The organism is Campylobacter concisus (assembly GCF_003048575.1).
GTDB lineage: Bacteria > Campylobacterota > Campylobacteria > Campylobacterales > Campylobacteraceae > Campylobacter_A > Campylobacter_A concisus_U.
In genome coordinates this window covers 21,937-46,497 of sequence record NZ_PIRZ01000004.1, presented here as the reverse complement: position 1 = coordinate 46,497, position 24,561 = coordinate 21,937, and the positions used below count along the sequence as shown (strand labels likewise).

The window sequence follows — 24,561 nt, the reverse complement described above, 5'->3', positions numbered from 1 at the left end:
GAGAGAGGTATGGAAACATTTAAGCTAATTGCTGCCATTCTTGGCATCGCAGCTGTTGTGGCACTTCTTGTCTTAAAAAAAGAGACAAGAACGGTGTTAATAGGTGTTGGTTTGGTGCTTTGTATAATCGCACTAAAACCGATGGGAGCATTAAGTGCTTTTACTGACTATATGACTAAAGCAGGGCTTATAAAGGCGATTTGTGCAAGTATGGGTTTTGCCTTTGTTATGAAATACACGATGTGCGATAAACACCTTGTTGCGCTTCTTACAAAGCCACTTAAAAATGTGGGCTTTATCTTGATCCCTGCAACAACCGTGCTAACTTATTTTATAAATATCGCTATCCCTTCAGCTGCAGGATGCTCCGCTGCTGTTGGTGCAACGCTTATACCACTTCTAATGGCCTCAGGTATCCGCCCAGCTATGGCTGGTGCTGCTGTTTTTGCAGGGACATTTGGTGGAGTTTTAAGCCCAGGATCGGCTCACAACGTCTATGTGGCTGATCTTGTTAAAAAGACGGTTGAGGGCTACACAGTTCAAGATGTCATAAAAGTGCAAATTCCAAGTGCATTTACTGCTCTTGTTATCGTAGTGATCGCATTAGTTATTGTTGCGATACTACTTAAAGACTATCAAAAAAATACAAATTTCACTCTTGAAAATAGTAACACTAGCGAAGAGAAACCACTATTTAAAGTAAATTTCATCTATGCTATTATGCCTCTAGTTCCACTTGTTATCTTGGTTATTGGCGGAACAAGCCTTGCAAAGGATTATAGCTTTCTTGCATGGACAAAGATGGGCGTTGCTGAGGCGATGATACTAGGTGCTATCATAGCTATCTTTGCTACGCTTACAAATCCGCAAAAGATCACAAAAGAATTTTTTAACGGAATGGGCCACGCTTATGCTGATGTTATGGGTATCATCATCGCAGCTGGTGTCTTTGTCGCTGGTTTAAAGGCATGTGGAGCCGTTGATGTGGTCATTGCGTGGCTAAAAACAGATCAAAGTTACGTTAAATTTGGCGGGACGTTTGTGCCATTTATCATGGGTATAGTTACAGGTTCAGGCGATGCCGCTACATTTGCATTTAACGAAGCTGTCACAACAAATGCCGCTGCACTTGGTTTTGAGCAAGATAAGCTTGGTATGGCTGCAGCTATTGCTGGTGCTTTAGGTAGATCAGCTTCTCCGATCGCTGGTGCTGCTATCGTTTGTGCAGGCATTGCGATGGTTAGTCCAGTTGAAATCGCTAAAAGAACATTTTTAGGTATGTTTATCTCTGTTGTAGCGATCGCATTTTTCGTCATCTAAAGGATGAAAAATGGATATCGTAGAGAGATTTTTAAACTATACGAAATTTAACACCACAACAAATAAAGAAAATGGGCTAAAAGGTGTCATGCCTTCTAACCCAACCGAGTATGAGCTGGCTCTTTTTTTAAAAGAAGAGCTTAGCTCACTAGGTATAAAAGATATCATTTTGCAAGACAATGCTATCTTGATAGCAAAAATTCCTGCAAACTGCGAAAATGCTCCAAGTATCGCCTTCTTTGGGCACTTAGATACAAGTAGTGAGCAAAAAAATGATACCAAAGCTAAAATCGTAAAATACGCAGGTGGCGACATCTGCCTAAACGAAGAGCAGGGAATTTATCTAAAATTTAGCGATAATCCAGAGCTTAAAAAATACGTTGGCGATGAGATAGTCGTGACTGACGGCACTAGTTTGCTTGGAGCTGATGATAAGGCTGCGATTGCTAGCATCGTAAATATGGCTAGCTACTTTATGCAAAATCCTGATGTAAAGCACGGCAAGATCGTGATCTGCTTCGTGCCTGATGAGGAGCAGGGCTTGCTTGGCGCAAAAGCACTTGATGTAAATTTGCTTGGAGCTGATTTTGGTTACTGCTTAGACTGCTGCGAGATAGGCGAGCTCATATATGAAAACTGGAACGCGGCTGATTGCACGATGGTCTTTAAAGGTGTTTCGGCTCATCCGATGAATGCAAAGGGTAAGCTTGTAAATTCGCTACTTCTAGCACATAAATTTATCTCGCTCTTGCCAGGTGGCGAAGTGCCAGAGTGCACCGAGGGCAAAGAGGGCTACTTCTGGGTAAAAGAGCTTAGCGGAAATAGCACAAAAACGACGCTCAAGATCGACATAAGAGAATTTGACGAGCCTAAATTTCAAAAAAGACTCGAGTTTTTAAGTGATATGGCAAATTCTTTTAATAAAATTTATGGAGAGTGCTGTGAGATCACGCTAACAACACGCTATGAAAATGTATTTAAATTTTTAAAAGATGAAAATTCGCTCCCGATAAAACTTGCAAAAGATGCCTTTAGTGAGCTAAATATCATGCCAAATATAAAGCCGATGCGTGGCGGATACGACGGTGCTGCGATCTCTGCAAAAGGCGTGCCAACGCTAAATTTATTCACAGGAGCAAACAACTTTCACTCTATCTATGAGTACCTGCCAGTTAGCAGCCTAAAAGCCTCAAGCGAAGTGATCAAAAAAATCATAATTAACGCTGCTAAATAAACTTCATAAAAGCCTAAATTGAGTAAATTTAGGCTTTAAATTTTTACTTTCAGGACAAAAATGAAGGCTTTGGCTTTATTTAGCGGAGGGCTTGACAGCATGCTCTCGATCAAAATTATAAGCGATCAAAACATCGAAGTAGTCGCACTTTATATGGATACTGGATTTGGTGCGGATGAGAAAAAGCACGAGATATTAAGAAAGCGCGCGGCTATGGCTGGGGCAAGCTTAAAGGTCGTTGATCTACGAAATGAATATCTTCGTGATGTGCTTTTTAACCCAAAATACGGCTACGGCAAGCAGTTTAACCCATGTATTGACTGCCATGGATATATGTTTAAAACAGCTCTTAATATGCTAAAAAGCGAAAATGCAAATTTTATAATCACAGGTGAAGTAGTGGGACAAAGGCCTATGAGCCAGCGCAGAGATGCACTTTTTCAGGTTAAACGACTAGCTGATGATGAGGACGATCTAGTGCTTCGTCCGATGTGCGCTAAGCTCTTGCCACCAACTAAGCCAGAGCGCGAGGGTTGGGTCGATAGAGAGAAGCTGCTCGATATAAGCGGGCGCGATAGAAAGCCGCAGCTTGCTTTGGCAAAGGAATTTGGCTTTGAGGACTTTGCAACGCCTGGAGGTGGGTGCTTGCTAACGATCGAGAGCTTTGCTGTGAAGATAAAGGATTATCTAAATTTTGATAAAGAGATGCGAGATATCGATGTAACGTGGCTAAAGCTTGGTAGGCATCTGCGCCTGCCAGATGGTGCTAAAATGATAATAGGGCGTGATGAGAGCGATAATAACGCACTTTTAGCACATCCAAACGATAAATTTGAACAAGTAAAATTTAAAGAGAGCGATGACATCGTAGGAGCCGTTAGCTTCATAAGTAAAAATGCTAGTAAAGCCGACAAAGAGCTGGCCGCAAGGCTCGCATTAGCTTATACAAAAGCAAGTAAAGAGAATGAATTTGAAGTTAGCATCGCTGGAGAGAAATTTAGTATCACACCTGAGGATAAATCTCTAGCTCAAAATTATTTTGTAAAATAGACGTTTTGTCGATTCTTGGTGCTTTTACTTTGTGTTTGTAGATAAAGATGGTTTTTATCTACAAATAAGTTTAAAAATTATATAATCCGAAACTTATTTTAAAGTGTCACGGTAGCTCAGCTGGTTAGAGCGCTGGTCTCATAAGCCGGAGGTCGGGAGTTCAAGTCTCCCCCGTGACACCATAAATACCTAAACTACGATGTTTCTACAATATTATATTGCAGTCACCTTTCATGAAATATAGCTTAATGTTTGTAGCAAAATAAAATTTTATGTAGCAAATTCTTAAGCTTCCAGTAATTTTAACACGTTTTTGTAAAATTCTTAAAAAACAAGTAAAATTTTTTAACGAATAATCTACTATAATATAATCTGTCACTTTGCCGGGTTAAATTTTTTATCATAGTTTAAATAAAATAAGTATAGATGTATAGTAGAAATGGCGTTTGTAGCTATTGAATATTGGCTAAAAAATATTTTTGATGATTATTATACATTCATACCCCTAGCGATAAAACACAAAATAGAGATAGGCTGCATAAGCATCACGAGATCCTGCGTGTGTCAAATACTGGCTACCATTTATAAAAATAAAAGATCCAGAATATCTAAAGGCAAAATTTGAGAATTTGCTTGGAGAGTATTTGGTGCGCAATTGATGATGCAATAATTTTTATTTGGTAATTTTAAGATATTTGTTTTGATTCCTCATATAAATACTAGCATTAAGTAATTTATAAGTATTTTTATGCTATGCAATCAATTATAAGCAAAAACCCCTTGATATATCGTGCTTTTTAAAACATAAAATCATTTTTTTATTCTACTTACTATCAAATTCATTGACTCGACCATAAAAAAAGATTATAATGCTCACAATTTTTAAAAATATATTAATTAAAAAAGGAGCCAACATGAATAAAACTAATTAAAAGCAGAGGTTCTATTTAAGTATCTAGTTAAAGAGAACCCCTACGATAAGTTGTAAGAACCCTTATTGTAATCGTTCTCTACTTTTAAACTACTTAAATAAAAACCTTATCAACAACTACCATATTAAAGTAATAGATACACTATAAGTATGTCTATTCGGTGAGATAGCTATTGCTGTCTCTTGATTTTTTAAATGGCAAAAAGGAGAAAAAATACCAAATAAAAAAATAATTTTAAATGATTTAAAGGCTATTAGAAAAAATAAAACAAAACAGGAGATTAAACAAGCATGCCTTGAAGTCTTGTTTCCACAACAAGCTACAATCAAAGAGTGTAGGCTAGTAATCGAAGGTCGTTTTAACATCAAGCTATCAAATAAGGAGTTTTCTAAATGGAGGAAAGAGTATGATGCAAAAGACACACATCAATCCTCTCATACATATCATATTCCAGAGTCCAAAGAAGACAAGAAAGAAAGTGAGGAACTAAGCAATGGCGTTAACAATCAAGAGTAGTGATACAGCAGTTGCGGCAAATGCCTTAATTGCACTACAAAAACATGTTGAAATGGGCAATAAGGTTAGTGAAAATATTAGAAATAATATTGAGCTTTTTAATAAAACTGCGGATAGTTTTAATGGAGATTTTGAAGAAAAAATAGAGCTAATAGAGCAAGGAGGTGCTGAACTTATAAATGCAACAAAAGAGGTCCAAAACAACTTTCAAAATACTCTAAAGAGTGCAGATAAAACTATATCAAAGATTAACTCATCTTTTACCTCTTTGATGAAAAAGATAGCATATGTGTTAATTACCATTGTGTTTATAGAAGCACTCTTCTTTTTTGGCTACTTGTTTTATGATAACCATAAGACAAATGAAGCCAAATCTGCACTACAAATCAAGCTAGATAAAGCACTTTATGATGTGTCTAATCTTCAAGGTTTTATTATCTATATCTACAACCAAGATGGTCAAAAAGCTAACGAAGATTTTAATAAATGGCTAAACATAAATAGTGACAGCAATGTTCAGTAGTAAGCAAATTTTTCTAATAGGCAAGACACATACAATGTATGACACTTCGTTTTCATACCTTGTATAATCTTGCTCTGCCGAGGGCTACAATGCGAGATATAAGAAGCGTTAAAACGCTTCATCTCGCTAGTACATTTTATGAAAGGATATCATATGCCAAAAAATATCAAGGATAAGGTGCTCTCTATAAGGATCACTTCTCAGCAAAATAGCAAATTATCTAATATAGCTAGAGAACTAAAAATATCAAAATCAGAAATCATTTCCTATCTTATAGATAATGGCACTATAAATTCTGAATCCATAAAAAAGAAAGAGCTATATCCAACAATCATTACATATTTTGCTAGACCTTTTAATAACATTAATCAAATAGCAAAGAGACTAAATATAGCTTATAAGACTAGTGTCAATATAGATTTAAAAACGATACTGCAGACACAAGAAGAGTTGTACAAAGTTCAATCAGTGCTAACTGAAATTTTAAGCCTAATAAAGAGTAGCTATGATAGTTAAGATCTCAAAGGGTGAAAAAGGCATAGCTGATTATCTAAAAACTGGCAAGAAAAGAGATTCAAAGCTAACTAGAGATGAAAAAGATGATAGATTGCCACTAGCTGGAAATTTAGATCTTATCGAGATGTCTGAAAAGCACCAGAGCAAGAAAAAGAATAAGAAACATAACTACTATCATATATCCTTGTCATTTACTTCAGAGGAGTGGAGCAGACTATATGAAAGTGGCAATATAGATGAGCTTATAATGGATTTTTTGAGGCTAACTTTCCCAAATCACGACATAGATGAGCTACTTTTTTATGCTGAAGCTCATCTGCCTATAATAAAAGAAGAGCCATATATTCCTCGTCCAGAAGGGGCGCTAGAAAATAGAACATTAAACAAGAAACATAAAAACGGTGAACCTTTAAAAAGAGAGCCTCATATTCATCTAATAGTCTCTTTTGAAAATATGAAATTTACTCATAGCGTAAAAACTGGTGGAGTAATATATACAAAAGGTGCAGCCAAGCAACAAGTAAAAGCTATTATGGCTAAATCAGTAGAGAAATTTAAAAGAGTAGTTAATGACATCTTATCTAACAAGTATGGATTAAATAATATAGAGCCTTTAAGCATGGATGAAGACCAACTAAAAAAGCAATATGAAAGCTTTAAAAGTGCAGCACAAAAGGTTAAGAAAGGCAAAGAAAAAGATACGCAGATAAAGATAGAAACAGATGTGGTGATCGAGCCAAAAGCCAATACAAAAGAGCAAAATATAAGTGTTGAAGAGCTACTAGCTGATGCTAAAAATTCTACAGCTGATTATCTATTAAGAATGATAGAAGAAGATGAGGGTTTCAAAAAAGACTATTATGATAGAGCAAGGAGACTTAATGCAGTCGATATAAGAGAATTTTTGCCTATGATCAATGCAAAATTTAACATCACTGCAAAACCTGAAATGGTAAATGACAAATATAAAGTAAGAGTGGATGGTTTTAATGGAACTTATAATCTAACTGATCTAATGTGTAAGATAGTCTATAATGGCAGAAAAGGAGCATTATTTCACGTAGTTAATGAGCTAGAGCAAATGCTTATAGAGCTTCAGGTCAATAAAAATAAACCAAAGATAACATTGAGTGTGAGCAGTGACTTTAGCATGCCAAATAAGAACTCAAAAACTCAAGTGCTAAATAGCTGGGAAACGATACAAATAGAGCCATACAATCTAAAATCAATACTTAAAAACTATTCAGCTATATCAGTGGCAGGTTTTAAAGATAAAAGTGAAGAAGCTAGTAGTATTGACAGCATAACTCCTACACTTATATATGATATAGATAACTCTAAATTTAGTGCAAATGATGCTCAAAATTTACTACAAAGCAAAGGAATAAAAGGCTTCATATACCCAACTACCTATCAAGTACCGGATACAAAAGTAGAGAAATTTAAACTTATCATACCCACAACAAGGGCTCCAAGCTTAAATGAATATGATGAATACATAAAAGAGATAACAAGAGAGCTTGGGTTATATAACATAGTAAATAACTCCAGCTTGCATCCTAGTAAATTTCACTACACTCCAGTGCCAGGATCTGAAGTTATAAGCATTAGTGGAAAAACTTTTGATAATACAAGAGCCATTGAAGATGCGGGCTTAAAAACAGATATTAATAATATGGATATTAAAGCCATATATGAAGATTTACAAAATCTAAGAAAATATGAGCTTGGCCATGAACCAAAAGATACCAACTCACATATTAAAAGAGCAAGCTATCAAGCTATATCATCAAAGATTCCAATAAAAGAGTTAATAGAATACTTTGACGAGAGTACTATGGTTAAAAAATATAAAGATTATCAAATACTTTCTGGTAAGAGCGGCAGATACCTATACCTACCAGAAGAAAACACAGCCTACTCTTTTAACCAAAATAGACACTATACTCCATATATCTACATTAGAGATAAATTTTATGAAGCAGCCAGAAAGATAGAAACCGGATTTTTAAATGATGGCGTCATTAAAAAGTTAGGATTTGAACAAAATGAATATGAAGGCTTCGTAAAATGTATCGATGGCCATTTAGATATAAATAGATGCTATTTAGCTTTTATAAATAGAGTGGAAAGCTTTAAAAAATACCTGCCAGATATAGTTAAAATTAACTATCAAGGCTTAATTTATAATATAAAAACCTATATGAAAGATTGGCAAGATATGCAAGGTTTTAATAAGCTAAAGGAGCGTTATAAAACAGATAAGATATCTCTAGCAAATGATCATATATCATTTGGCTTACTAAAAATAACAAAGCAAGAGTTGTATGGTCAAGGACTTGATAAGGACTTTGGGATAGAGCAAACAAAACAACCATCAAATATAATAGAGACCAAAGAACAGAATATAAAGTCAGGATATGATAGTTTGGAAAGGTAGACTATTACGAGCTGTTATAGAAGCCAAATTATTAGCCATCTCTCACCCCATAAATCCAAACGGCAATGCAAACATATCATCATCTAGCTTCATAGCCATATCTCCGGCGTAAAAGACTATGCCCTTATCAAATTTATTTTGTAAATTCTCTTTTAAGTGGTAGATATGCTTGAAGTCATCTTTGCTGATAGTTTTTGAGGATTTGACCTCTATGGCTATGAGCCTACCTGATATCTCAAGGATAAAGTCTATCTCTTTTTGATCGCTAGTTCTATAGTAGTATATATTGGCTCGTTTTTTACTACTGGTATTTGCTTTTAGAAGTTCGTCAAATACAAATGTTTCATATATTGCGCCTTTGTATGGCGAGCTAGCAAGCTCATTTGGTGATGAAATTTGTAGCAGATGCGATAGTACTCCGGTGTCAGTAGCAAAAATTTTAGGAGTTTTTATGAGCCTTTTTAGGGCATTGTTAAAATACGGCTGAAGCTTTTGGATCTGGTATGTATGCTCCAGCACGCTAAAATAGCTATCAAATGTCTTATTATCAAGCCCAGACTCTAGACATAGCTCGTTTTTGTTAAAGATGTTGCCACTTCTTAGCATACATAGGCGGTACATAGTGATAAATTTATCCATATTTCTGATGTTACCTATCTCTTTGGCGTCTGATTCTATATATGTTCTTATGTATGAGCTAAACCAGAGATATTTTGATTTTTCAGAGGTTATCTTTGTGATCTCTGGATAACCACCATTTATAATCTTGTTAGCTAAATTTTCATCGTCATATTTTTTAAATACAAACGGATTTATGTCGTCGCTTAAAAGATCAATCAAATTTTCATTATTTTGATTTAACTCTTTTTGAGAAAGCGGGTAAAGCTCTACTATGCCTATCCTTCCAGCAAGTGAGTCTGATATATCTTTAAAGCCCTTTAAATTTGCAGAACCGGTTAATACAAACTGCCCATTTGTTCTATCTTTATCTACAAATTCTTTTATTGCTAAAAGCAGTATGGGCACTCTTTGTATCTCATCTATCACGATAGGCTTATTGCAGTGCTCTATAAAGCCTTTTGGATCATTCCTTGCAGATTCATATATGTTTATGTCGTCAAGCGTTATGTAGTTTGGTATATCTAAATTTAAAGCAAGGGTTGATTTGCCAACCTGCCTAGCCCCGCTTATCAAAAGCACCGGAAAGCTTTTCATATACTCTTTTATCTCATTTACTATGGCTCGTTTGATGTACATAGTATTTTATCCTTAAATATTTAGGAGTATAATACTACAATATATATAAATTTACAAGGATGGGTTGGATAAGATAATTGTATATTTAAATTTAATCCGAGTTCAAAACTAACAAGATCAAATTAGCTATTGTACTTTTTTGTTACACTGAGTATTTATTAGTAGAGCTTTAAGCAATATAACCTCAGATTTTCATATTAACAAATGGTAGTCAAATTTTTCCTCAAAAAGAGCAGCGTAATAACCATCTTTGGCGTATTACACAGACTCTTTTTATGCTGAGACTTAACTTCCCAGTAATTTTTACCTCATAACTTTATCCAGTAGCGATTTATAGCTATCCACCACGTCATAGACCACGCTACCATTGCTTATAGCCCTAAAATGCTCCTTTGCGCAGTGGATTTTAGATTCTTCGACGCGGCGAAGCTGTATAGAGTTTATAAACCCATTGGCCTCTGCAACAAAATAAATGTGCTTGATATCACCCTCATAAAACGCGATCGCCCAGTCGGGATTGTATTTTTCACAGGCGTGCTTATATAAAAGCCACTTGGAAGCTTAACATAAACGGCAACGTCCTTGCTTGTATCTAGTTCCATTGCAAAATTCTTCTCATTTGAAGAATCATACACGACATGATCGTAAAGATATTTTTTTGTTTTAACCGCATTTTTGTCAAGCTGACCTTTTATCGTAGGATCCGTAAAAACAGCAGTATCGTATTTTTCATCTAGCGCATTATAGGTAATATGCTCTATAATCGCCGTCGCTTTTTCATCATTTATAAGAGCAGCTGCTTTTCTTTGAGAATTTTAGACTCTAACGCTAAAATTTGCCTTTGCAAAAGCTCCTTTTGCTCTGATCTAACTACGGAGTCTTTAAGGCTTTCATCTGAAGCTATTTTTTGTAATGTTTCGCCGGCTATCTGGCGAACGAAATTTTCATAGGCTGCGTCAAGGTTTAATCCCTCTAGTTTCAAAGGCAAATCTTGCTTATCTAGCCAATCGGTATAGTAGTATGAATTTACTTTAAAAGCCCTGTTTCCAGATATAGCAGCCTCTTTATAGCTAATACAAGCTTTATATCTGCCTTGGTACTCTAAGATAAAAACTATATGATACGGCACCGCTCTATCTATGTGGTGCAATAGCTCATCATTTAGGTTTGGGCTCTTTAAAAACACCTCAAAGACTTCGATCTCTTTTACGAGATTGCCATCTGCAAGGTTGGTAGTTGAGGACGCGATTTTATTGCTCCAAATAATTTTATCTACTTGCTCTATAAAGATTTTTTTCAAAGCAGGCGATATCTCTAAATTCTAAGTTCTATCTTACATGTTTTATAATCCATATTAGCAAGATTAATTTTAACTTTTTTATCCACAGTGAACAATTCTCTTATTAATTATAAGGTAACTAATAAATCGTGTGGTTTCTAATATACTAAAATAGACTCAAAGGTCGTTATAGCACTCAAAAAAGGATAAAGAATATAGAATAAGTTTTAGAAAATCTGATTAAAATTTTAAAGATCAATAAGATAAATTATCATAGAATAGTGAAATATCGTTTTGGATAAGTTCGAGATGATATTTAATAGGAAACAATATGAAATTTAAAGATTTTAAAGAAAAAAACAGTAGCAACTATGACTTTTTCACAGCTGATGAGATGAGCTATAAAGAATTTGTACAATTAAGCTTTAAAGAGTTTTTAACTAGCGATAGTGGCTCAAAGTGGCAGCTTGACATAGATGATAAAAGGTTTAACTCGTTTCCAAATTTCACCCAAAAACATCAAATTTGCATATCGAATTTAGACTATGAAGATAATGTTTTTCAGTTTAGAATTTGCTCTGAAAACAACGTATCAAGCCTTGGCTACCGCATGTTTACGAGCTTTGATAGCATACATAAAGACTTTGTCACAGACGATATCAAGCACTCTGATGAAGTTATGATGGGCCTAAAGCTTGGCGAGCTTAAAGAGTTTCCTTGCATATCAAAATGCGGCTGGTGGATCAAAGATATCTGGCGAGATATGTATCCTATCTTAGACGAGACTAACAGCGAGGAATTTGTAGCTGGCATTATAAAAAACGAATTTACCAAAAAGATGACCGAGATAAATGAGTGCCTAAAAAACGCTCAAGATGGCGGCAAGCTTGACGAAATTATTGCTAAACTAAAAGATAAAATCAACTAAATTTAGAAATTTCCACCCACAGCACAAAAGCTAGCTGGATATGAAGTAAGTCCGTAGTCAGCCGACTCCACGTTATAAAAGTCCAAATTTGCACTTCGTGAGATGATATATTCAAAGCCTTTTTGATTTAGCTCGATCAAAATTTCAAGCTCCGTATCTCTTTTGCAGACTATGCTTTCAAAAAAGTGAGAGAAGAAAGAAATTTTGGTATTTTCCTTTTGTATTGAGTGATTTAGCATGAGCTCCATGTTGCTAAAAATTTTAAAGATAGTTTGATTTGTCTCAAATTTACCAAATCTAGCATAATAATTTTGCAAATTTGCGTCATTTAGTACGATGTTTTTGGTGCAGTTTTTAGTGATCTGCTCGTAAATAAGACCAAAAAGCTCAATAGAGGCATTTTGATTATCCATCACTCTATTTTCGTGATTTGTGACTACTACAAAGCCATCTTTTATCTCGTATTTTTCATTTTTATAATAAAAGCTAACATTTGCCACCTCTTGCTCAAAGCGCTTTTTATAAGCAAAAGAGAGATAGTTTAAAACGCCCATTTTATCGATAATAGCTGAGCTTCTTACGCCACCATCTAGCTCGTGCTGCATGAAGTATCTTATGAAGCTACCTTGCTCTATATCAAAGCTATTTAAATACTCGATCTTATCAAGATAGGTGCAGCGGTAAAGCTTTACAAATTCTGGATTTAGTCTAACATTTATCTCATCTTGTAGCTCGCCATATTTGTCGGTTTGCTCTGCATCTATAAATTCGATTATATTCATCTGCTTTTCGATCTTGTCTTTAACAAAGATCGAAATTTTCACGTCCTGCATCTCATAAAAGCACTTTATCGTATCGGTGGCACTTTTTGTGATATCTGTTTTAAATTTCTTAGCAAGCTCTGCTTTTTTAAGGGTGAGTGAAAAGTCGCCATTTTTTAGTTTATTTTGTGAGTACAAAAGATAGAGTAGCTGCTCATAGACCATGAGATGTGAGTAGGTTAAAAATGTATTATCCACCACGATGACGTAGTAGCAACGCGTTATAGAGTACCTTTTATTATTTTGCAAAAATTCATCATAAATTTTTAATTTGCTTGGGGATTTACATACCTTAAAAACATCATATGATTCTAAAAATATATTTTCCATTACTGCCCCTTTTTACATTTGCAAAAATATTACATAACTATTCTTTAAGCTAATTTGAATTTACAAACTAACTAATAAAAATAATTCTATAAAAATTAATATTAATTTAATTAAATATAGATTAATTATATAAAATATTTTTGTATAAATCTATTTTTATTTACAAATTTTTATTTTATAAAGTAGAAATTAGCTATAAAAATATATTTTTTAAACTAAATTTAATAAATATAGTTATATTATTTTTCTCAGATAAGCATGCTTAGATTTTAAAATTTACAAATTGGGAGCTCAAAATGGAATTTCTAATTTTGACACTATTTCTGATCAGTGGTCTTATCTTATATATAAAGCCGCAGATGAAAAAAATAGCAACGTCCTGCTTGGCTTTGGGGTGCGTAATACTGGTTGCACTAGAGTTTTACGTAAATTTATGGGTAGTCTTGCCAATAGGCAACTTTTAGGAGGGCAAGATGCAAACGAAACAAAATGAAATCCCAGCAAACGAACAAGGCTTTTTCAACCTTATGTCACTAGCCATCACCGCTCTTGTGGCACTTCCAGTTGGTATCGCCTGCTTGGTGCTTGGCTTTGGACTAGGTGATAACCCTTGCATAATGTGCTGGGCCGAGAGGATCACGATGATAGCTATCAGCCTAATAGCACTTTTCATCATCAGGTACGGACTAAAGCCTGGCTATCTGGCAGCACTTTTACTAATGGCTTGCTGGGGCATATTTAACGGCTTTATCCACTACAGCCTAGATGGAACATTTGGTGGCTATCTTGACATCAAACAAGGTTTTGGCCTTGAAATTTTAGGTGCCCACACTCAGTTTTGGGTTATGGTTGTTGATTTTTGTGTGATCATATTTTTGGCTCTTATATTTTTGTTTAGCAAAAACTTAGGCCTTATAATGCAAAAAAGCTCAAATGGCGAATACGGCGACTTTCTAAGCTACTTGCCACTTGGCAAATTTGCAAATTTGGTCTTTATCGTGATCATACTTGCAAACTGCGTTCAAGCCTTTATAGCTTCTGGTCCACCACCATATCTAGGATCTAGCACACCACCTAGAATGAGCATCGATCCTTCAAAATGGTTCTGGGAAAAAGACCACTGGGATAGCTCACTTGACTTTAGATTTGACTGGAACCCTGAGCTTCCAGACCTAGTAAAGTAAGGAGTAAAAGATGAGAAAGATAATATTTTTTATCGCATTAGCAAGCCTTACTTTTGGTTTTAGCTTTGACATGGATAGCAAAAATGGAGCTATCCAAAACATAAAAGAGTTAGGCCTTAAAGATACGCTCACTCTAAATTTGCAAAATGATAATGCAATAACTGGAGCTGACTACGATGAAGGCAAAAAGCAGTTCGCTCTTGTCTCAAACGACAATGAATTTTACATCGCAGATGAGAATTTAAAGCCTCTAAGTTATGCTAAGCACGACCGCCATTTTATAATGGAGATGGAAGCAACAGTCGGAGCTACTTGGTACAAAAAAGAGCTTGGCATGATAAGTTACAACAAGACTTTTGTCTTCTATGAGCCAGCTAGCAACCTTAGTAAAGATGAGCAAAATAGCCAGTGGAGGCACCTATTGGCTGGATATGACGCGTGGAAGCTAAATGACCTTGGTAACAAGGGCAGATTTTCTACCATTAGATCAAAACAGCAGTACATCTTAGGCTGGGACTACCTAGAAAGTGAGAATAAATTTTTCACAGCTAGCGTGCCAAATGACGTTAGAGACTACTGGAGTGTCGCTATATTTGACGGCGACGATAAGATGATCTTAGAAGAATTTGTACCAAAAGCTGGAGCAAATTTACAGCTAAAAGAGGGTAGAAATTTAAACAACTACTACATTACTGGCATCGACGTAGAGCCCGATGCGCTCTATCTTTTAAGCAAAAATTTCTCAACTATTTTAAAGTTAAATTTGACCACCAAAGAGATAGACGAGGCGTTTAGTTTTAGTGGGGTAAATAACCCAAGAGCATTAGCGATCAAAGATAATAAATTTTACATCTTCTCACGAGAAGGCAAAGAGAATAAAGTTTTTATCTTTGAGATGAAATAGCCATCAAATTTAAGGAGAAAACATGCAAAGACGTTCTTTCCTAAAAGGCACCGGAGCAGCTCTAGCAGCAGCTGGAACAGCTCCTAGTCTATTTGGTATGGAGCAATTTGAGGTGGATTTTAACCCAAAATCCTATAAGAATGAGGAAAATGTAGAGTACCACTACCTAACCTGTCCTAGAAACTGCCGTGATGCCTGTTCGATGATCGCTGAGATCAAAGACGGCAAAATGGTAAGCATAAAAGGCGATCCAAAACACCCTCTAACGCAAGGCACAGTCTGCGTCAAGGGCCACACCTACGCCATGCACCTATATAACGCCGACCGCATCATGCACCCTATGAAAAGAGTCGGCAAAAAGGGCGAAGGAAAATGGGAAAAGATAAGCTGGGATCAAGCCCTAAAAGAGATAGCTGCAAAGCTAACTGAGATAAAAGAGAAATTTGGCGGCGAGGCTTTGACTGAGTTTGTCTACTCTGGCAACGAAGGACATATCTCGAAAACTATCGCACCGGGAAATTTCTTTGAAAAATATGGAGCCACAAGGCTTGTTAGAAACCCTTGTGACTGGCCAAGATACGCGGGTACTCCTAGCGTTATAGGTACTGACTTCTCAAAAGATGCACTTGAGATCGATGAGAGTGATATGTACATTAGCTGGGGATCAAACGAAGCTTACACAGCCGTACACTGGATAAGATTTGCTCACCGCGTTAAAAAAAGAGGCGGAAAGATCATCGTTATAAATACGATAAGAATTCCTCTTGCAAACCAAGCTGATATGTTTATCCAGCTAAAACCATCTAGTGACCCTGCATTTTGTCTAGCGGTCTGTAAATTTTTAATAGAAGAAGATCTATATGATCATGAATTTGTAGAAAAATACACAACAGGCTTTGAAGATCTAGTGCACGAGTGCTCACTCTATACCTATGGCGAGCTATCTGAGATGTGCGGAGCAAGTGTGGATCAGATAAAAGTCTTTGCTAGAGAGTACGCTCACGCAAAAGCACCAGCTATCATGCACGGCGACGGCGGACAAAGACACTTTAACGGAGCAAGACTTGTTCGTGCGGTTACATTTTTACCAGTTTTAACTGGCGCCTTGACAAAGCTTGGTGGCGGACTATTTTGGGCATATGTGCATGTAAAAGGCTGCTTTAATTTCGACAACTGTATGCCAGACCTATCTCCAAAAGATAAAGATGGCAAAAAGATAGAAAGACAGCAAGTAAGCTATATAGAATTTGGTAAAGGCATACAAAAAGAAAATCCAACATATCTTGACAAGCCTATAAACACGGTCATTAGAGCATGTATCAACTACAACTCAAATTTAATGGTAACAGCGCCAAATACAAATTTGATCAAAAAACGCATAATGGACGATGACTTCTTCTTAGTTGTCCTTGATCCATATGATATCGATACTTGCGACTATGCTGACTATGTGCTACCTGGTGTTACATTTATGGAGAGTGAGGATATCCAAAACGACCAAATTTCTGGATATGTTTGTTACAACGCTCAAAGTGTAAAACCTCTTGGCGAAGCTAAGACAAATTTAGAGTTCTTCAACGCTCTTGCAAAAGCGATGGGCTATACAGAAGAGTGCTTTAACTGGGATAGCGAAACAGTTTGCAGACGCTTTTTGGATACAGAATTTGCCAAAAAACAAAACATCACCTATGAAAAACTAAAATCAGTCGGCTGGATCAAGCCATTTAGAACGCCTGAAACGATGAAAGATCAGTTCCCGTACTACCCTTATACGCCAAAAGACAAACTAATATTTGGTACAAAGAGTGGAAAATGCGAGCTTTACTCACAAACCTTTAAAGACGCAGGATATCATCCAGTAATAGACCTTGAAACTGACTGGGACTACTATGAAAAGAGCAATAAATTTGGAAAAGACTATCTCAAAAAATATCCACTTTATTTCATGACGCCAGGTACTCAGCTCCAAGACAACTCAAACTGGGGCAATATGCCTTATATCCTAAAAAGGGTTATCGTTAAAGGCAATGCTGAGTTATTTATGACACGTGAAGATATGGAGGCTCGCGGTATCAAAAACGGAGACACAGTTGAGGCAACAAATGAAAAGGGAACAGCCGTCTTTACAGCAGTCGAGACAAATCAAATGAACCCAGGCATAGTCTATGCGTGGAACAACATCTGGGTAAAAGTGACTAAATCAAGAACTGGGGCAAATATACTTTGCTCTGATGGCGTTAGTGACCTAGGAAATGGCTCAACCTATACAGCTAGCTTTTGTGAAGTAAAAAAAGCAGCTAAACAAGAGATGTAAAGGGGTCTAAGATGAAAAGAAAACAAGGTTTTTTATTTGATTATAACTTTTGTATAGGCTGCAAGGCTTGTGAAATTTCATGTCAAGTCTATCACAACCAAGATCCAGATATCAACTGGAGACATGTTGATGGCCTTATGATACACGAAGATGGCATAGAAAAAGAGATCTTTATAACTCACTCTTGCCATCACTGCGATGAGCCAGCCTGTATGGATGTCTGCCCAGTTGGAGCATATATCAAGCTAGAAAATGGTGTCGTACAGCCACTTCATGATAAGTGCATAGGCTGTGGATACTGCTTGATGGCTTGCCCTTATGGCTCTATCACAAAAGGCAAGGACGGTAAAGCTCAAAAGTGCAATCTCTGCGCTGAAAAACTTGAGCGTGGCGAAGAGCCAGCTTGTGTAGCAGGCTGTCCGTGTGGAGTACTAAAACTGGTTGATAGCAACGTCAGCGACAGCGCTGGTATGCAAAAAGAGATGCCAGGCTTTAAGCACTTCTTTACCAAGCCAAACATCCGCTTTTATCCAAGAATGAAGCGAAACGAATTCATACACTAAAGAGTAAAAGATGGGTAAGATCAAAGAAAAGCTTAGCGTTAGCCTTAGTGTTGAAGACTTTTTAAGGCGATTTTTCTTAGTAGAGCTTAGAGAGCAAAATTTAGATGAGCTCATAAGCCTAAGCCTTAATTTTAGTGATAAATTTAAAAATCACAACTTCATACTTTGGCTAAATAAGTGCAAAGATGATCTAAATTTGCTAGACGAGCTAAGATATGAATTTAACAGGCTTTTTGTAGGGCCAAGACACCCAAAAGCTGAGCCATATGAGTCGGTTTATTTTGATTATAAAACGATGTTTGGCGAGAAGACTATGCAGGTGCGAAGCTTTTATGAAAGCTCTGGACTAAAGCTTAGTAAAGAGCAGTTTGATAAATTTCCAGATGACTTCATCGGATATGAGCTGCAATACCTTTACTTTCTAAGTTTCAATGCCTTACAAGCAGACGAAAAAGAGAAAATGGATGAAATTTTACATAAAAAATATGACTTCATCCGCACTCATCCGTTTGAGTGGTTTTATAAATTTAGCTCTCGCTGTAAGGAGACTACAAATTTAGAAGCCTATGTGAGCTTTGCTGATTTTTTAAATTTATATCTTGAAAACGAGATAGAGCAGTCAAGGGCTCTTCTAACTTTTAAGAGTTAAAGGATAGATAATGGAACAAACAACTTGGGGATGGCTCATAGTCATATATCTGTTTTTGGGCGGTTTAGGCGCCGGGGCATTTTTGTGCTCGGCTTTGGCTTATAAGGGCTTTTTGGGCTCGTTAAACGAGAGATTTTATAAATTCGGCTTTCTGCTAGCACCCGTTGCGGTAATAATAGGAACTGCGCTTTTGCTATTTGACTTGGCACCGAGCGCCGCGATAAATCCTCTTAAAATTTTACAGCTCTATACGCGCCCGGTTTCGATGATGAGCATAGGTACGTATCTACTTACGTTTTTCATCGTAGTCAGCGTTTTGGTGCTTTTACAGATCAAGAAGAGCGGTAAAATTTGCGATATGATGCTCACGCTCGGAGTTATTTTGGCGCTTGGAGTGATGGGATATACGGGGCTACTGCTTTACGTCGTAAAGGCGATCCCGCTTTGGGCAAGCGTATGGCTGCCGATTTTATTTACGATCTCCGCGATCTCTACAGGGCTTAGCGCAAATACCGCCGCTACGCTAAATGCGGGGCACGGGCTAAGCCACTGCGCGCATAAATTCCACGTCGTTTTAGTCGCACTTGAGATTGTTGCGGTGCTAGCGCTATTTGCTAGCGTGAGAAGCGAGGCTGCGGGCATGGCTAGCGTGACTAAGATAGTCAGCGGCTCGCTTGCGCCGATGTTTTGGATAGGCTTTGTCGTGTTTGGGCTTGCTTTGCCGCTGCTAGGCGGAAGCAAATTTATGCTTCGCAGCTGCAGCGTGAATGCGGACGGCAGTGTCTGCGCGCACGGCGGCGAGGAGGTAAAAAGCTGCGTTTATAACGAATACGGCGTGCTTGTGGGCGGCTTTTGCCTAAGAGCATTTATCGTACTCGGTGCGGTATATATATTTTAGTTTCTCCCTTTTTCTGATACTGGTCGGGCGCAAGTCCGACCTATTAAAATATCTTAAAAATATTTTTAAAAGATTCTATAAAATACGTAAATACTTTATTTAGGAATAAACATGGATTTTGAGGACCAAATATTAAGAACTTGTGAAAATATAGATAAAAATCTTGCGAACAACAAATTGTGTGACGAGCGAGGATTTGTTAGCCAAGCTATCTTGTCTCAGCTTAGAAATTTAGTAGAGTATATTTTTCAAAAAATTCACTCCGGCGAAGAAAAAATAGATACTAATGAGTATCAGCAGACAATTAATGAAAATGCTATTAAATACATCAAATCAAAGGGCGGAAATTTTACTTTTTTAATTCGTTTCCATAATTTTTTAGATAAATCTGTCTCACATTATACACTTACTGAAAATTCATCTGAACGTTTAATGCTTAAGTATTTTATGTATTTGGTAGAGTGTAAAAATTTTTTAAGAGAGCGATATAAGATTGAAGTACTTAGAAATCTTGACAAATTCCCGCTTAATTTAGATAAGAAATTTATGGAATATTATGAAAAGATTGCAGAGAAACTAGAAAATCAGGGTATTTTAAATAATTATTATAAAGAAAACGGTGTTTACTACATAACAAAAATAAAGCCATTTATTGTAAAAGGACAAATTTATTATGAAGTAACATTTGTTAATGCAGTAGATAATTTTAGTAAATTTGATAAACTAATTGCATTTTGTAAATTTAGAATTTTTGATAATTATGCTGTCAATTTATGGATTCGTAATGAAAATATAGAAATTCTAAACAAATCACTGCAGGTAAAAATCATTGACAGTTGGGAAGTTTCTATTAGACCAGCTGAACTGCAAAATTTTGGTAAGATTTTTGAATGTAGTCAAAAAATAAATAGAACAAGCGAATATAAAGAATTAATGCGATTTTTGACACGGAAGAAAATTAGCCTAGTCGATTTGATTGATAGCTATGATTACCAAGATATAAAAAGAAACATTATTTCTAAAGGACAAGTTTCGCATATTTTTGATATTTTAGATAAGGCAAAGGCAGTTACCGAAGATGGTAGAAATACAATTAGGTATTTACTACACAACTTACGTAATCAAGTAATAAAAAAGCAGCTTCCAAACAATGAAGATAGATGCTTGTCAAATTTGGAGTTAAATTCAAAATGCCTCCCATTTGAGCAAATGCCGTTTGCTACATCTTTAATAAATCACAATCCTAACTTTTATGATTTGTTAGAATGTATAGATACAAGTGGAAGAGAACATGAATTATTTGCTAGAGCAGTAAAAAGTAGGATTGAAAATAGTGGAAGCCTGTTTGTTGATAAAAAGGAATTTAATTTCAACAATATAGATAATCTAAGATCTCAATTTAACTCAAAATTATGGACAGGAAACGAAAAGAATCCAAAAGGGCATACTGGTAGGAGAATTGAGGAATTTCAAAGTTACTTTTATATCAAAGAATATGTCGAAAAATCTATCGAAATTATTGATGGGCTTGACAAATTGACACAGAGCGGTATTCAAAACTATTCAAATTCTGTAAAAGAGTGGATAAAGAAAAATTCGACGCTAATTGATGATAAAGAAAAAGAAAATATTGTTATTAATCTATTTGAGAAATCAAAAGTTGCTTTAATTTATGGAGCAGCCGGTACTGGTAAAACGACTTTAATCGATTACGTATCACAATTTTTTAAAGAAAATAGTAAAATATTTTTAGCCAATACAAATACTGCGATAGATAATTTAAAAAGACGTATTTTTGCAGATTCAAATAGCGAATTTAAAACGGTTGCTAAATTAATAGCGAGCAAAAATACAAAATGCGATATTTTAATTATCGATGAGTGTAGCACTATAAGCAATGACGATATGCAAAAAGCACTAAACAAAGTAGAATTTGGGCTCATTCTTTTAGTAGGGGATGTATATCAGATAGAGGCAATATCTTTTGGAAATTGGTTTAAAATCGCTCCTAATTTTATTGGGAAAGTAGCCTTTAAACTTGAAAAAACATATAGAACAAAAGATAAAAAACTTTTAAAGCTTTGGGATGAAGTAAGAAGTTTTGGTGATTGTATTAGTGAAATTTTACAAAGAGAAAGCTATTCGCAAAAATTAGAAGATTTAAGTTTTGAAGCTAGTGATGATGAGATTGTTTTATGTCTTAATTACGATGGATTATATGGTATTAATAACCTAAATACTATTTTACAAGAAACCAATAAAGCAAAAGCTGTAGAATGGGGTCTTCATAGATATAAGATCGGCGATCCCATTTTGTTTAATGAGATAGAAAGATTTAAACCGCTTATTTACAATAATATGAAAGGAAAAATTGTTAATATTGAGCTTGTAGAAAAACGAATTTGGTTTAGCATCGAACTTGAAAAATCAATAACTGGACTAGATGCACAAAAGTATGATTTTGAGTTATTGGAGAATAGCGATAAATCAGTGATAAAATTTTATGTTAATCAATACGGAACGGCTGATGAGGAGGGGAATCCTGAAAATAATGATGAAGAAACTATCGTGCCGTTCCATGTGGCATACGCCATTTCAATTCATAAAGCACAGGGCTTGGAATACAAAACCGTAAAAGTAGTAATAAGTAGCGAAGTTGATGAAATGATAACGCATAATATTTTTTATACAGCAATAACCAGAGCGAAGGAAAATCTACAAATATATTGGTCGCCGGAAGTCGAAAAGAAAATTCTAGAAAGCTTCAAAAAAAGAAACAGCAATAAAGATATTGATTTTTTGCAGAAATTAAAGAAATAAAAGCCGCCCCAAAGACGGCTTAAATTCACCTCTCAAAAACGAAAATTTTATTCGCTCTGTTTTCTCTCGTCGCGATGTAAAATTTATCGTCCTTGATGGCTAGCGCATGGGCATCGCTCGCGCCTTCAAAGCTATAAATCTCCACGATCTTTCTGCTGCGCGGATCAAGCTTTAGGATACTTGAGTATTGCTTCGAGAGTAGATAAACAAACTCGCCGCTCGCATCCATACCCGTGATATAGTAGTCGTTTATATCCCTGCCGTCCTTTACGCCGAGAGCCTCATCGAAGCTCGGCACGAACTCGGTCGAGAGCAGATTATCGGCGTCACTAAAGCTCGCCACGCTCCAGCTTTGCTTGATGTCATCGGGCACGCTCGCGATGAAAAACTCGCCGTAAAAGTCCGAGTGATCCCAGCTTAGGATATACTGCTGTTTGGCGCGCACAGTGGAGTAGCGGTCCTTGAAATCGAGCGTGAAATTTTCGTATCCGTCGTGCAGATAGCGCCACGCTTTGTTCGCTTCCTCTTTACTTTGATTCGGTGCGGGTTTGAAAAACTCATAGGTTTTATTATAGCTCATGAGCCCTACCGAGCCTTTAAAAAAACTCGCTGCGACGGTCTCCTCCATTTGGATTATCCAATCGGGTGTGCTTCGTAGATAGTTTTTTACGGTTTTTAGTTCGCCGTCCATTTCGTAGAGCTCGAATTTTAGCGTACCGAGCAAGAAGCTTCCGCTTGCCGCGTCGTAGTCAAGCCCCGTGACGGGATTATTGTTGTTTAAATTTGGCGTTATCTCGCCGATTTTGCGTAGCGGCGTTAAATTTACCACTGCGCCGTCCGCAGGATTTAGATTAAACTCACCGCCAAACACCAGTGTGGCGCACAATAGGGTTAAATTTAGAAATCTTTTCATCTTCAGCCTCACTTCGGTAAATTCGGTAGTTTTGGATTCCAGCTTTCGCGAAAATCAATTTCGGTTTCTTCCCAGTGATCAAGCTCCCAAAACCACTTTGACGGATCGATGCTCATGCGCGAAGGCGTCGCGGAGGCTAGATAGGGCGGCGGGCCTGCGGTGATAAAGGCCTGCACGCAGTTAAAAGCCATAATGATCACAAAGACCGCAACTGCAACTTTACCTAGCGCAAATTTGGGTAAAACCGCGCCGTATGCGCCCTCTTCGCTTTTTTGCATTATTTTACCTACGTTTTTGCCTAGCAGCAAAATCACGCCCAAAAATATAATGACGCAAAAATGCACCACTACGACCCAAAACTGCGTGTGTGCGCCTAAAATTTCAAGCCCGAAGCCCTGCTTTATGTCGAGGTATCCTCCGCCCGTGCCGTCTAGGCTGTAATGCAGAAAGCCGTCGTAAAGCCCAAGGCACGCTAAAAAGAGGATTGCAGCGAGGTATTTGACCTTAAAGCCGTATCTAACGATAACTAGCGCCATAAACGAGATCGCTACCATGCAAAATCTCTCGTGCCAGCACATGATGCAGGGACTATCGCCCATACCAAAGCCCAAAACAAGGCATGCGATACCTACCGGCAAAGCGATGAGAGCGAGCGCCGCGAGGGCAAAAAGGTTGAAAAATAGCTTCTCATCATCGCCCCAGCCCGCAGAAATTTCGGTGCTGCGGGTGAAGCTTTGAGACATTTTATCTTGCATACTTTCCATCGCTCGCTCCTAGAAATTTCCCATAGGCACGACGGCAAATTTATTTACCCATGCCATCATGATGACGAGTATCGCGATACCTGCAATACCAAAGCCCATAACCGCGCGCTTTTTCTCAGGCTTGAGCCACAGCAAAAGAGCTGCGACGAAAAACATAAGAACCATTAAAAATTCCATGTTTTCTCCTTTCTTGCTGAAATTTAATATCATAAAATATTAGGCTTTTATTTATTAAATATACATTAAAAAATATATTTTTACAAGTATAAATATATTTTTTTGTTATATTTTTATGCTATTAAAATATATATTACTAATAATTTTTTTATATTAAAGCTTATTTTAAACTTATTTCAGGAGTGTTAATTTGATTTTGCTCTTGTAGGTTTGTGCAATTGAAATTAAT

Annotated in this window: 21 protein-coding genes, 1 tRNA gene and 1 pseudogene; 16 read left to right on the top strand and 7 right to left on the bottom strand. The window is 36.6% G+C overall.

The annotated features are described in order from the left end of the window. Nucleotides 1-9: 9 nt before the first annotated feature. The 7 genes from dcuC (at nt 10) to CVS84_RS05620 (ending at nt 8,531) form a co-directional block, all read left to right on the top strand. Nucleotides 10-1,320 (top strand): C4-dicarboxylate transporter DcuC, encoded by a 1,311-nt coding sequence (gene dcuC, locus CVS84_RS05660; protein ID WP_107691520.1) that lies wholly within the window; start codon nt 10-12, stop codon nt 1,318-1,320. 10 nt (nt 1,321-1,330) lie between these two features. Continuing rightward, nucleotides 1,331-2,554, top strand: coding sequence for a peptidase T (gene pepT / locus CVS84_RS05655; RefSeq protein ID WP_107691519.1), 1,224 nt, complete (start codon nt 1,331-1,333; stop codon nt 2,552-2,554). A 60-nt stretch (nt 2,555-2,614) separates the two neighbouring features. After that, the gene (locus CVS84_RS05650; RefSeq protein WP_107691518.1) at nt 2,615-3,604 is read left to right on the top strand and encodes an argininosuccinate synthase domain-containing protein; all 990 of its coding nucleotides are present in this window, start codon (nt 2,615-2,617) and stop codon (nt 3,602-3,604) included. Nucleotides 3,605-3,709: 105 nt separating this feature from the next. Beyond that, nucleotides 3,710-3,786 (top strand) — tRNA-Met (locus CVS84_RS05645). A 1,243-nt stretch (nt 3,787-5,029) separates the two neighbouring features. Continuing rightward, nucleotides 5,030-5,575, top strand: a complete 546-nt coding sequence (locus CVS84_RS05630; protein ID WP_107691516.1) for a hypothetical protein — start codon at nt 5,030-5,032, stop codon at nt 5,573-5,575. Between the two features lie 153 nt (nt 5,576-5,728). Continuing rightward, entirely contained in the window at nt 5,729-6,091 is a 363-nt protein-coding gene (locus tag CVS84_RS05625; protein ID WP_107691515.1) for a plasmid mobilization relaxosome protein MobC, read from the top strand. Next, a complete protein-coding gene (locus CVS84_RS05620; RefSeq protein WP_107691514.1) occupies nt 6,081-8,531 on the top strand; it encodes an aminotransferase in 2,451 nt (816 codons plus the stop codon). The genes CVS84_RS05625 and CVS84_RS05620 overlap by 11 nt, the downstream gene beginning before the upstream one ends. A 42-nt stretch (nt 8,532-8,573) precedes the next feature. Here the strand turns inward: CVS84_RS05620 and CVS84_RS05615 are convergent, their stop codons facing one another. From CVS84_RS05615 to CVS84_RS05605, 3 genes and pseudogenes are all read right to left on the bottom strand, one after another. Beyond that, nucleotides 8,574-9,788, bottom strand: coding sequence for an ATP-binding protein (locus tag CVS84_RS05615; RefSeq protein WP_107691513.1), 1,215 nt, complete (start codon nt 9,786-9,788; stop codon nt 8,574-8,576). 303 nt (nt 9,789-10,091) lie between these two features. Beyond that, nucleotides 10,092-10,390 (bottom strand): annotated as a pseudogene (locus tag CVS84_RS09635) (hypothetical protein). Between the two features lie 182 nt (nt 10,391-10,572). Next, the gene (locus tag CVS84_RS05605; RefSeq protein ID WP_107691512.1) at nt 10,573-11,100 is read right to left on the bottom strand and encodes a DUF4391 domain-containing protein; all 528 of its coding nucleotides are present in this window, start codon (nt 11,098-11,100) and stop codon (nt 10,573-10,575) included. A 298-nt stretch (nt 11,101-11,398) separates the two neighbouring features. On the opposite strand from CVS84_RS05605, the gene CVS84_RS05600 reads away from it, so the two are divergent. Continuing rightward, the gene (locus CVS84_RS05600; protein ID WP_107691511.1) at nt 11,399-11,995 is read left to right on the top strand and encodes an effector protein; all 597 of its coding nucleotides are present in this window, start codon (nt 11,399-11,401) and stop codon (nt 11,993-11,995) included. A gap of 2 nt (nt 11,996-11,997) precedes the next feature. Here CVS84_RS05600 and CVS84_RS05595 read toward each other — a convergent pair whose 3' ends face one another. Beyond that, nucleotides 11,998-13,146 (bottom strand): hypothetical protein, encoded by a 1,149-nt coding sequence (locus tag CVS84_RS05595; protein WP_107691510.1) that lies wholly within the window; start codon nt 13,144-13,146, stop codon nt 11,998-12,000. Nucleotides 13,147-13,442: 296 nt separating this feature from the next. Between CVS84_RS05595 and CVS84_RS09525 the strand changes: the two genes are divergently transcribed. The 8 genes from CVS84_RS09525 (at nt 13,443) to CVS84_RS05560 (ending at nt 22,478) form a co-directional block, all read left to right on the top strand. After that, nucleotides 13,443-13,610 (top strand): hypothetical protein, encoded by a 168-nt coding sequence (locus CVS84_RS09525; RefSeq protein ID WP_169748866.1) that lies wholly within the window; start codon nt 13,443-13,445, stop codon nt 13,608-13,610. Between the two features lie 9 nt (nt 13,611-13,619). Continuing rightward, nucleotides 13,620-14,330: a disulfide bond formation protein B gene (locus tag CVS84_RS05590; RefSeq protein ID WP_084110001.1), complete on the top strand. Its 711-nt coding sequence runs from the start codon at nt 13,620-13,622 to the stop codon at nt 14,328-14,330. Between the two features lie 10 nt (nt 14,331-14,340). After that, nucleotides 14,341-15,234, top strand: coding sequence for a hypothetical protein (locus CVS84_RS05585; RefSeq protein ID WP_107691509.1), 894 nt, complete (start codon nt 14,341-14,343; stop codon nt 15,232-15,234). A 22-nt stretch (nt 15,235-15,256) separates the two neighbouring features. Beyond that, on the top strand, nt 15,257-17,548 hold the full coding sequence (locus CVS84_RS05580; RefSeq protein ID WP_084110003.1) for a molybdopterin-dependent oxidoreductase: 2,292 nt from the start codon (nt 15,257-15,259) through the stop codon (nt 17,546-17,548). An 11-nt stretch (nt 17,549-17,559) separates the two neighbouring features. Further along, nucleotides 17,560-18,111: a 4Fe-4S dicluster domain-containing protein gene (locus CVS84_RS05575; RefSeq protein ID WP_012140509.1), complete on the top strand. Its 552-nt coding sequence runs from the start codon at nt 17,560-17,562 to the stop codon at nt 18,109-18,111. Between the two features lie 10 nt (nt 18,112-18,121). Beyond that, nucleotides 18,122-18,760 (top strand): molecular chaperone, encoded by a 639-nt coding sequence (locus CVS84_RS05570; RefSeq protein ID WP_107691508.1) that lies wholly within the window; start codon nt 18,122-18,124, stop codon nt 18,758-18,760. Nucleotides 18,761-18,770: 10 nt separating this feature from the next. After that, nucleotides 18,771-19,658 carry an NrfD/PsrC family molybdoenzyme membrane anchor subunit gene (gene nrfD, locus CVS84_RS05565; RefSeq protein ID WP_107691507.1) on the top strand — a complete coding sequence of 296 codons (888 nt, stop codon included), beginning with the start codon at nt 18,771-18,773 and terminating at the stop codon, nt 19,656-19,658. A 111-nt stretch (nt 19,659-19,769) separates the two neighbouring features. Further along, the gene (locus CVS84_RS05560) at nt 19,770-22,478 is read left to right on the top strand and encodes an ATP-dependent DNA helicase (protein ID WP_107691506.1); all 2,709 of its coding nucleotides are present in this window, start codon (nt 19,770-19,772) and stop codon (nt 22,476-22,478) included. A gap of 25 nt (nt 22,479-22,503) precedes the next feature. On the opposite strand, the gene CVS84_RS05555 is transcribed toward CVS84_RS05560, so the two are convergent. From CVS84_RS05555 to CVS84_RS09440, 3 genes are read right to left on the bottom strand one after another with little or no spacing between them, the layout of a single operon-like run. Beyond that, nucleotides 22,504-23,391 (bottom strand): hypothetical protein, encoded by an 888-nt coding sequence (locus CVS84_RS05555; RefSeq protein ID WP_107691505.1) that lies wholly within the window; start codon nt 23,389-23,391, stop codon nt 22,504-22,506. An 8-nt stretch (nt 23,392-23,399) separates the two neighbouring features. Further along, the gene (locus tag CVS84_RS05550) at nt 23,400-24,155 is read right to left on the bottom strand and encodes a disulfide bond formation protein B (protein WP_107691504.1); all 756 of its coding nucleotides are present in this window, start codon (nt 24,153-24,155) and stop codon (nt 23,400-23,402) included. Nucleotides 24,156-24,164: 9 nt separating this feature from the next. Further along, nucleotides 24,165-24,332, bottom strand: a complete 168-nt coding sequence (locus tag CVS84_RS09440; protein WP_159070070.1) for a hypothetical protein — start codon at nt 24,330-24,332, stop codon at nt 24,165-24,167. Between the last annotated feature and the right edge of the window lie 229 nt (nt 24,333-24,561).